The organism is Pseudomonas carassii, assembly GCF_036324045.1.
GTDB classification, from domain to species: Bacteria; Pseudomonadota; Gammaproteobacteria; order Pseudomonadales; family Pseudomonadaceae; genus Aquipseudomonas; species Aquipseudomonas peradeniyensis.
In genome coordinates this window covers 89,803-99,301 of record NZ_JAZDCT010000021.1, presented here as the reverse complement: position 1 = coordinate 99,301, position 9,499 = coordinate 89,803, and the positions used below count along the sequence as shown (strand labels likewise).

Genomic DNA, 9,499 nt, shown 5'->3' with positions numbered 1-9,499 from the left:
AGCCCTTTCGCGACACAAGGCCGCTCCTACAGGGGAATGCGTTCTCCTGTAGGAGCGGCCTTGCCGAGGCGTCGGACCGGTCGGAAAGGGCCGCAAAGCGGCCCCAGCGAAAGAGAAGTAAAAGTAGGTATCAGCGTTTACGCAGAACCACACTACCAATCGAATATCCAGCACCAAACGAGCTCAGTACCCCCAGCGAACCCTTGGCCAGGTCATCCTGGTACAGGTGGAAGGCAATCACCGAACCCGCCGAACTGGTGTTGGCATAGCGATCCAGGATCACCGGCGCATCTTCCTCGGCCACTTCACGCCCCAGCAGCTTCTTGACGATCAGGTGGTTCATGCTCAGGTTGGCCTGGTGCAGCCAGAAGCGCTTGACGTCCGACGGCTGCAGGTCGTTCTCGGCCAGGTGCTGGCCGATCAGCTCGGCGACCATCGGGCAGACTTCCTTGAATACCTTGCGGCCTTCCTGCACGAACAGCTTGTCGCGGGCACCGATGCCCTCTTCCGCGGCGCGGTTGAGGAAGCCGAAGTTGTTGCGGATGTTGTTGGAGAACGCCGTCAGCAGCTTGGTGCTGACGATGTCGAACTGGTGCTCGGAGGTGGCCAGGTCGGCACGCTCGACCAGCACCGCGGTGGCGGCGTCGCCGAAGATAAAGTGGCTGTCGCGGTCACGGAAGTTCAGGTGGCCGGTGCAGATCTCCGGGTTGACCACCAGCACGGCGCGCGACTGACCCAGCTGCACGCTGTTGGCGGCGGTCTGGATACCGAAGGTGGCCGACGAGCAGGCCACATTCATGTCGAAGGCGAAGCCCTGGATACCCAGTGCCTGCTGCACTTCGATGGCAATGGCCGGATACGGACGCTGCAGGTTGGAACAGGCGACGATCACCCCGTCGACATCGGCGGCGGTGCGGCCGGCACGCTCCAGGGCCTGGCGGGCGGCGGCCACGCCCATTTCGCAGAGGATCGATTGTTCGTCGTTGGTGCGCTCGGGCAGGCGCGGCTTCATGCGCTGCGGATCGAGAATACCGGCCTTGTCCATGACGAAGCGGCTCTTGATGCCCGAAGCCTTCTCGATGAAAGCGGCGTCGGACAGCGGCGCCGCCTCGACCTCGCCACGCTCGATGGCGGCGGCATTGTCACGGTTGAAACGCTGTGCCCAGGCGTTGAAGGATTCCACCAGTTCTTCGTTGGAAATGCTTTGGGCCGGGGTGTACAGGCCGGTGCCGCTGATGACGACGTTGTGCACGGTCGTTCCTCTGGTCTGGGGCCATCGCCACAAGGCGCTGGCCGGAATAAGGGCAACTTAATGGCACCTTGGTACCAATTTTGAGGCGAGGGCTGCGCCCTCGTTCGCGGCACAAGGCCGCTCCTACAACATCGGTGTTCGCCTGTAGGAGCGGCCTTGTGCCGCGATCGACCGCACAGCGGCCGCAAATTCCACCAAGTTTGCCACAACTTGGGGAGCTTAGGCTTCCACCTGACTCCACTGTTTGCTGAGTCGCTTGTCGGAAACCGCCACCTTCGTCCCCAGTTGCTGGGCAAACAACGACACCCGGTACTCCTCCAGCAGCCAGCGGTACAGGGTCAACTGCTCATCGCGCTTGCCTTCCTGGGCATGCTTGTCGGCGCGCGCCTGGTACTGCGCCCAGCAATTGGCCAGCTCGGCGCTCCACACCCGGTCCTTCTGCACCTGCGAACCCAGCTTCTCCAGGCGCAGTTCAATCGCCTTGAGATAACGCGGCAACTCCTTGAACCAGGCCCCCGGCGTTTCCCGCACGAAGCCCGGGTACACCAGGTTGGCCAGCTGCTGCTTGATGTCGTTGAGGGCCACCGCCTGGCTCAGGTCGATCTTGCCCTTGAAGCGCTTCTGCAAGCCATGCCACAGCTTCAGCACCTCCAGGGTCAGGCGGGCCAGGCGTTCGGCGTGCTCGGTCCAGTTGCCGCGCTTGCGTTCCGCCAGCGAGGCCAGGCCCGCGCCATCACGCGGCAGTGGGTCTTCGCCTTCCAGCACACAGCTGTCGAGGCTGGCCAGGAGGATATCCTCGACCAGTGCCTCGACCCGGCCCAGTTCACGGTACAGCAGCCCCAACTCGGTCAGCCCCGGCAGCTTGCCGCGCAGGAACTTGGCCGGTTCCGCCAGCTGTTGCAGCAACAGGCGCTGCAAGGCGCGACGGTGCTGGAACTCGGCTTCGGCCTGGGTCGAGAAGCGTCCCTCGCGCACCGTGCCGTTGTCCTCGACCAGCGCCGGGTAGACGGTCATCGACAGCCCGGCGATCTTCTGCTGGGCGGTCTGCGCCACCTGCGCGAAGGCCTTGGCCTGTACCGGCTGCTCGGCCTTTTCGCTGCGCGGCAGGGCCAGCGCCGCCTGGCTGGCGGCGGCGAAGCGGGCGGTCAGCTCGGCCAGGTCGCGGCCTTCGCCGAGGAACTTGCCCTGGGCGTCGACCACTTCGATGTTCATGCGCAGATGACCTTCCACCAGCCCGGCCGCCTCCGCCCAGGCCTCGTCCGACACCCGCGCCCCGGTCATGCGCAGCAACTCCTGGCCCAGGGCCTGCGGCAATGCCCCCTGGCCGAACGCCAGGCGCGACAGGGCCGCCTTGACGAAGTCGGGCACCGGCACGAAGTTCTTGCGCAGGGCCTTGGGCAGGTTGCGCACCAGGGCGATGCACTTGGCCTCCAGCAGGCCGGGCACCAACCATTCCAGGCGTTCGCCCGGCAGGTTCGGCAGCAACGGCGCCGGCACCCGCACGGTCACGCCGTCACGCGGGTGGTTCGGCTCGAAGTGATAGCTCAGCGACAGGCGCAGCTCGCCCACCTGCAGGTGGTCCGGATACTGCGCGGCGGTGACCTCGCTGGCCTCGCGGGCGAGCACGTCCTCTTCGCGCATGATCAGCAGGTTCGGATCCTTCTGGCTGTTCATCCGGTACCAGCTGTCGAAGGTCGCGGTCTGATGAATCTCTTCGGGCAGGCGCGCCTCGTAGAAGGCGTACAGCGTCTCCTCGTCGGCCAGAATATCGCGCCGACGGGCCTTGGCTTCCAGCTCGTCGAGCTGCTCGAGCAGGCGCTTGTTGGTCGCCAGGCATTTGGCCCGGGACTGGATCTCGCCACCGACCAGGCCATCGCGGATAAACAGCTCGCGGGAAGTGACCGGGTCGATCGGGCCGAAATGCACCGGCCTGCGACCGACCAGGATCAGCCCGTAGAGGGTGATCTGCTCGTAGGCCACCACCTGGCCGCGCTTCTTCTCCCAGTGCGGTTCGAAGTGGTTCTTCTTGATCAGGTGGGTGGCCAGCGGCTCGATCCAGTCCGGCTCGATCTTGGCCACCATGCGCGCATACAGCTTGGTGGTCTCCACCAGCTCCGCGGCCATCACCCACTGCGGCCGCTTGCGGCCGATGCCCGACGACGGGTGAACCCAGAAACGCCGCTGACGCGCACCCTGGTAGTCGCCCTCCTCGGTCTTCTGGCCGATCTGGCTGAGCAGGCCGCTGAGAATCGCCTTGTGCAGGGGCTGGTAGTCGCAGGCGTCCTTGTTGACTGTCAACTGCAGGTCGCGGCAGATCAGCGCCAGCTGGCGATGGGCGTCGCGCCACTCACGCAGGCGCAGGTAGTTGAGGAAGTTCTTGCGGCACCAGTTGCGCAGCGGGCTGGCGGTCAGCGCCTGGCGCTGCTCCTCGAAACCGCGCCACAGGTTGACCAGCGCGGCGAAGTCGGAATCGACATCCTTCCACTGCGCGTGCGCCTGGTCAGCGGCCTGCTGGCGCTCCGGCGGGCGCTCGCGCGGGTCCTGCACCGACAGCGCGCTGGCGACGATCAGCACTTCCTGCAGGCTGCCCTGGCGGGCGCCTTCGAGCAGCATGCGGCCCAAACGAGGATCGATCGGCAGACGCGCCAGCTGGCGGCCCAGGGGCGTCAGCTGGTTCTCGCGGTTGACCGCCGACAGCTCCTGCAACAGGTTGAAGCCGTCGCTGATGGCCTTGCCATCCGGCGGCTCGATGAACGGGAAGGCGTCGATCGCGCCCAGGCGCAGGTGCAGCATCTGCAGGATCACCGCGGCCAGGTTGGTGCGCAGGATCTCCGGGTCGGTGAACGCCGGCCGGCCGTTGAAATCGTCCTCGCTGTACAGGCGGATGCAGATGCCCGGCTCGACCCGGCCGCAGCGGCCTTTACGCTGGTTGGCGCTGGCCTGGGACACCGCCTCGATGGGCAGGCGCTGGACCTTGGCGCGGTAGCTGTAGCGGCTGATGCGCGCGGTGCCGCTGTCGATCACATAGCGGATGCCCGGCACGGTCAGCGAGGTTTCGGCGACGTTGGTCGCCAGCACCACGCGCCGGCCGCTGTGGGACTGGAAGATCCGCTGCTGCTCGGCCGGCGACAGCCGCGCATACAGCGGCAGGATCTCGGTGTGGCGCAGCTGCGCCTTGCGCAGGATCTCGGCGGCGTCGCGAATCTCGCGCTCGCCGGGCAAGAACACCAGCACATCGCCCGGGCCCTTGCCCTGGCTGCGTTCGTGCTGGGCGATCTCGTCGAGGCTGGCGAGGATCGCCTGGTCGACGGAAAGGTCCTCCTCGACCTGGTTGCCCTCCTCGTCGTGCTCGCTGGTCAGCGGCCGGTACCAGGTCTCCACCGGGTAGGTGCGCCCGGACACCTCGATGATCGGCGCGCCGTCAAAGTGCTTGGAGAAGCGCTCCAGGTCGATGGTCGCCGAGGTGATGATCAGCTTCAGGTCCGGGCGGCGGTGCAGCAGGGTCTTGAGGTAGCCGAGCAGGAAGTCGATGTTCAGGCTGCGCTCATGGGCCTCGTCGACGATGATCGTGTCGTAGCGTTCGAGGAAGCGGTCGTGCTGGGTTTCGGCCAGCAGGATACCGTCGGTCATCAGCTTGACCAGGGTGTTCGAATCGCTCTGGTCCTCGAAGCGCACCTGGTAGCCGACCAGCGCCCCCAACGGCGTGCCCAGCTCCTCCGCGACCCGCGCCGCGACGCTGCGCGCGGCGATCCGCCGGGGCTGGGTGTGGGCGATCAGGCCATGGCTGCCGCGGCCCAGCTCCAGGCAGATCTTTGGCAACTGGGTGGTCTTGCCGGAACCGGTCTCGCCAGCGATCACCAGCACCTGGTGCTCGGCCAGGGCCTTCTTGATCTCGTCGCGCTTGGCGGCGATGGGCAAGTTGTCGTCGTAGCGAATGCTCGGCACGCTCTGCTGGCGCGCGGTGACCTGGGCGCAGGAGGCCTGGACCTTTTCCACCCACTGCGCGAGCTTGCCCTCGTCGGGGCGCTTGCGCAGCTCGTGCAATTGCCGGCGCAACCGATGGCGGTCGGCGATCATGGCGTGGTCGAGGTTCTTCAGCAGTTGGTCGATGGCGTGGTCTGTCATGGGGCTTTTTAATGATGCAGGCGAGTGCTGCTTTTTCATGATCGGCAGGCGTAAGAGGCGGGATTGTCGCAGATTTGCGAAATCGATGCTGCCTGTGCCCGCCGTTCAGTCGCGATCACGCTCGAAATAGCGGGAGCGCTTGAACAACAACGGTGTAGCAATTGCCACGAAAAAAGCTGACCAGCCAATACCATCAAGTTGCAGGAACTGCTCTTCACCCAGTTGATTACAGGCGGTAATCCCCGTGACGTTGAAGACGATATAGAGAAGAAACCTGATGCATCTTGACCGGCATGCCCAGTCGACCAACGTGCCGACCACGAGGGCATAGCAAATACCATAAAGCACCCACATATCCGCTCCCCTTCAGATAATCATCATCAGGCTGCTGGATTGGGGACCAATACCGCCTTTCACGGTTGCTGACAGCGATGCCAGTACATCCCCAGCATGAAAAGTAGGAATCTTATTCTGAATCAACCACGCAACAGCTCCGGTGGCGGCGATCCCTGCGACCGCCGCCGCAGGCCCACCTGCCATTGCTAGCGCAACATCCGCCGTCGCTTTACCCGCTGCGGTACTGAAAATGCCCGAAACCCTGTACCTCTGCTGATTGAGGCTGTCCCCCTGCTGGCGAGTTAACGGCCGCGATACCGCCACCGTCATCAGACAAGGCCGCTGCCCTGCCAGCATCCGGTCGTAAAGCTCCGCCATTTTTTCAACGACCCGATAGTGCCCGGCATGAACCCATGGCAGACCCGTTTGCCGGATTTGGCAACATTCTCCTGGCTGGATGATGAACTCGCTGACATCGAAGACGATCGCGTGATGGGCGATTACCTGATAAGTCCTTTGCGCTTGCTTGGCGATCCCTGACCATTCCTACAAAGAAAGGGACTTTCACTGCTGGCGCGCCACCTGCCAACTAGCCTAGGTCCGATAAAACTGTGGGAAGCTTCCTAAGCTGCTGCGACGCGGCGAGCAGACCTTGCCAATGTTTAGCTACCACCGGAATGAACGTCGCCATTCACTGCTTTAATCAACCTTACAGGCCATGTGAGTATCCAGGGATGCTTCCCGACCCAATGATCGCCCGCCCGCTGCCCCACCCTTCGCTGCCGAAGGCCCGGGCCCGTGCCGGTGAAAATCCGCTGGTCCATATCATCCTGGCGTTCTGGGCGCTATGGCATTGCCGCCACGCGCGCCCACCGGACACTTCGCTCACGCACTCCTGACCCGACCCGGCCGCCCCACTGGCCGATTGACTCAGCCTGACCGCTCGCCTGCGCGGCGGTCACGTGTGCCCCAGAGCGAATCCACCATGCACTTTGCCCCCGCAGAGCAAGCCAGGCGTTTCCTGGCCGACAACCCCGATATAGACCTGATCGAGCTGTTCATCCTCGACGCCAACGGCGTCCCCCGCGGCAAGCTGCTGCACCGCGAGGAACTGCTGGCGGTGTTCGAAAGCGGCCGCCCGCTGCCCAGCACCATCCTCGGCCTGACCCTCAACGGCGACGATGTCGAAGACTCCGGCCTGGTCTGGGATGTCGGCGACATCGATTGCCGCGCCTACCCGCTGGACGGCAGCCTGGTGCGCCTGCCCTGGCGCCGGGTGCCGACCGCCGCCGTGCAGGTCAGCATGCACCCCAGCGAAGGCCTGCCGGCCAGCGTGGCCGATCCGCGCCATGTTTTGCTGCGGGTGATCGATGCGCTCAAGGCCGATGGTTTCCACCCGGTGATGGCCTGCGAGCTGGAGTTCTACCTGCTCGACCAGCAGCGCGACGCCCAGGGCCGGCCGCAGCCGGCGCTGGACAGCGACGGCGGGCGTCCGCGTGGGACCCAGGTGTATGGCCTGCGCGAGCTGGAGCAGATCGAACCCTTCCTCGCCGACCTCTATGCCGCCTGCAAGGCCCAGGGCATCCCGGCCCGCACGGCGATCTCCGAGTACGCGCCCGGCCAGGTGGAGATCACCCTGGAACACGGCGACGCACTCGAGGCGATGGACCAGGCCGTGCGCTACAAGCGCCTGGTCAAGGGCATCGCCAACACCCACGGCATGCAGGCCTGCTTCATGGCCAAGCCGTTCGCCCAGCTGGCCGGCACCGGCATGCACATGCACCTGAGCCTGGCGGACGCCGCCGGCAACAACCTGTTCGCCAGCGAGGACAAGGCCGGCACCCCGCTGCTGCATCATGCGGTGGCCGGCATGCTGCGTCACCTGCGTGAATCGCTGCTGCTGTTCTGCCCCAACGCCAACTCGTTCCGCCGCTTCCAGGCCAACAGCTATGCGCCGCTGGCGCCGACCTGGGGCGTGGACAACCGCACCGTCAGCCTCCGCGTGCCCGGCGGCCCGGCAGCCAGCCGGCATATCGAGCACCGCATCTGTGGCGCCGACGCCAACCCCTACCTGGCCGCTGCCGCGATCCTCGCCGCCACCCACCAGGGCATCCGTGAACAACTCGATCCCGGCGCCCCGGTCGAAGGCAACGGCTACGCCCAGGCCAGCGAACACCTGCCCACCGACTGGCTGACCGCCCTCGAGGCCCTGGAGCGTTCGACCTGGGCCCGGGAGGCGCTGGGCGAGGCCTTCCTCGGCGTCTACCTGAAGGTCAAGCGCGCCGAGTACCGCCAGTTCATGGCCGAGGTCGGCGAGCAGGACTGGCGCTGGTACCTGCACCAGGCCTGATGCCCACGAGATTACAAGAAGGAACAAGCATGAACGCAGCAGTGAACAACGGCCCGGCCCAGCGCGCGCCGTCCTATTACAGCGCCACCCTCAACGACACGACCGAATACCCCACGCTCAAGGGCACGGTGCAGGTGGACGTGGCGATCATCGGCGGCGGCTTCACCGGTGTGGCCACCGCGGTGGAACTGGCCGAGCGTGGCCTGAAGGTGGCCATCGTCGAGACCAACCGCATCGGCTGGGGCGCCAGCGGGCGCAACGGCGGCCAGGTCACCGGCAGCCTGTCGGGCGACGAGGCCATGCGCACGCAGATGCGCGACCGGCTGGGGGCCGAGGTGGACGATTTCATCTGGCACCTGCGCTGGCGCGGCCACCAGATCATCGAGCAGCGCGTCGAGCGCTACGGCATCCAGTGCGACCTCAAGCACGGCCACCTGCACGCGGCGATGAAACCGTCGCACATGAACGAGCTGCGCGCCTTCGAGGCCGAGGCCCAGCGCCGTGGCATGGGCGACCAGGTGCAACTGCTCGACCGCAGCGCCATGCAACGCCACCTGCAAAGCCCGCTGTACCTCGGCGCGCTGAAGAACCGCCGCAACCTGCACCTGCACCCGCTCAACCTGTGCCTGGGCGAGGCCCGCGCCGCCCACGGGCTGGGTGCGCTGGTGTTCGAAAACTCCGAGGTGCTGGAGATCGTCCACGGCCCGCGCCCGGCAGTGGTCACCGCCCAGGGACGGATCGAGGCACGCCAGGTGATGCTGGCCGGCGATGTGTATCACAAGCTGGAAAAGCGCCAGCTCAAGGGCAAGATCTTCCCGGCCATGGGCGGCATTGTCACCACCGCGCCGCTGGGCGAGCTGGCCGAGCAGATCAACCCACAGGACCTGGCGGTGTACGACTGCCGTTTCGTCCTCGACTACTACCGCCTGACCGCCGACAAGCGCCTGCTGTTCGGCGGCGGCGCCAACTACTCCGGGCGCGACTCGCGGGACATCGAAGGCGAGCTGCGCCCGTGCATCGAGCGCACCTTCCCGGCGCTCAAGGGCGTGCCGATCGAGTTCCAGTGGAGCTGCGCCATGGGCATCGTGGTCAACCGCATCCCGCAGCTGGGCAAGCTGTCGGACAACGTCTGGTACTGCCAGGGGTATTCCGGGCACGGCATCGCCACCAGCCACATCATGGGCGAGATCATGGCCGAGGCGCTGACCGGGACGCTGGAGAAGTTCGATACCTTTGCCGGGTGCCGGCACATCAAGGTGCCGATGGGCGACCTGCTGGGCAATCCGCTGCTGGCGGCGGGGATGTGGTACTACCAGATGCTGGAAAAGCTGCGCTGAATCGCAACCTCTCTGTAGGAGCGGCCTTGTGCCGCGAAAGGGGTGCGAAGCACCCCCAGGATCTCAGCGACAATGCACCAATCGATGGGGGTGCTTCGC

7 protein-coding genes are annotated in these 9,499 nt (G+C 65.7%); 3 read left to right on the top strand and 4 right to left on the bottom strand.

What is annotated here, in order from left to right:
• Positions 1-130 precede the first annotated feature (130 nt).
• The 4 genes from V0R62_RS16660 to V0R62_RS16645 all read right to left on the bottom strand — a co-directional run bounded on the left by V0R62_RS16660 (position 131) and on the right by V0R62_RS16645 (position 6,091).
• Complete coding sequence (locus V0R62_RS16660) at positions 131-1,252, bottom strand: beta-ketoacyl-ACP synthase III (RefSeq protein WP_330104522.1); 1,122 nt, start codon at positions 1,250-1,252, stop codon at positions 131-133.
• A 219-nt stretch (positions 1,253-1,471) separates the two neighbouring features.
• Entirely contained in the window at positions 1,472-5,377 is a 3,906-nt protein-coding gene (hrpA, locus tag V0R62_RS16655; RefSeq protein ID WP_330104521.1) for an ATP-dependent RNA helicase HrpA, read from the bottom strand.
• Between the two features lie 105 nt (positions 5,378-5,482).
• On the bottom strand, positions 5,483-5,731 hold the full coding sequence (locus V0R62_RS16650; protein WP_203651406.1) for a hypothetical protein: 249 nt from the start codon (positions 5,729-5,731) through the stop codon (positions 5,483-5,485).
• 12 nt (positions 5,732-5,743) lie between these two features.
• On the bottom strand, positions 5,744-6,091 hold the full coding sequence (locus V0R62_RS16645) for a hypothetical protein (protein WP_330104520.1): 348 nt from the start codon (positions 6,089-6,091) through the stop codon (positions 5,744-5,746).
• Positions 6,092-6,118: 27 nt separating this feature from the next.
• On the opposite strand from V0R62_RS16645, the gene V0R62_RS16640 reads away from it, so the two are divergent.
• The 3 genes from V0R62_RS16640 (at position 6,119) to V0R62_RS16630 (ending at position 9,400) form a co-directional block, all read left to right on the top strand.
• The gene (locus tag V0R62_RS16640) at positions 6,119-6,253 is read left to right on the top strand and encodes a hypothetical protein (RefSeq protein WP_330104519.1); all 135 of its coding nucleotides are present in this window, start codon (positions 6,119-6,121) and stop codon (positions 6,251-6,253) included.
• 445 nt (positions 6,254-6,698) lie between these two features.
• Positions 6,699-8,063 carry a glutamine synthetase family protein gene (locus tag V0R62_RS16635; protein WP_330104518.1) on the top strand — a complete coding sequence of 455 codons (1,365 nt, stop codon included), beginning with the start codon at positions 6,699-6,701 and terminating at the stop codon, positions 8,061-8,063.
• Between the two features lie 29 nt (positions 8,064-8,092).
• Positions 8,093-9,400: an NAD(P)/FAD-dependent oxidoreductase gene (locus tag V0R62_RS16630; RefSeq protein ID WP_110739163.1), complete on the top strand. Its 1,308-nt coding sequence runs from the start codon at positions 8,093-8,095 to the stop codon at positions 9,398-9,400.
• The last annotated feature ends 99 nt before the right edge of the window (positions 9,401-9,499 follow it).

What these genes read in the sequence shown, in the direction of transcription:
- V0R62_RS16635 (WP_330104518.1), top strand. Translation starts at nt 6,699, where the DNA reads ATGCACTTTGCCCCCGCAGAGCAAGCCAGGCGTTTCCTGGCCGACAAC.
- hrpA (WP_330104521.1), bottom strand. Translation starts at nt 5,377, where the DNA reads ATGACAGACCACGCCATCGACCAACTGCTGAAGAACCTCGACCACGCC.
- V0R62_RS16630 (WP_110739163.1), top strand. Translation starts at nt 8,093, where the DNA reads ATGAACGCAGCAGTGAACAACGGCCCGGCCCAGCGCGCGCCGTCCTAT.
- V0R62_RS16645 (WP_330104520.1), bottom strand. Translation starts at nt 6,091, where the DNA reads ATGGCGGAGCTTTACGACCGGATGCTGGCAGGGCAGCGGCCTTGTCTG.
- V0R62_RS16650 (WP_203651406.1), bottom strand. Translation starts at nt 5,731, where the DNA reads ATGTGGGTGCTTTATGGTATTTGCTATGCCCTCGTGGTCGGCACGTTG.
- V0R62_RS16640 (WP_330104519.1), top strand. Translation starts at nt 6,119, where the DNA reads ATGAACCCATGGCAGACCCGTTTGCCGGATTTGGCAACATTCTCCTGG.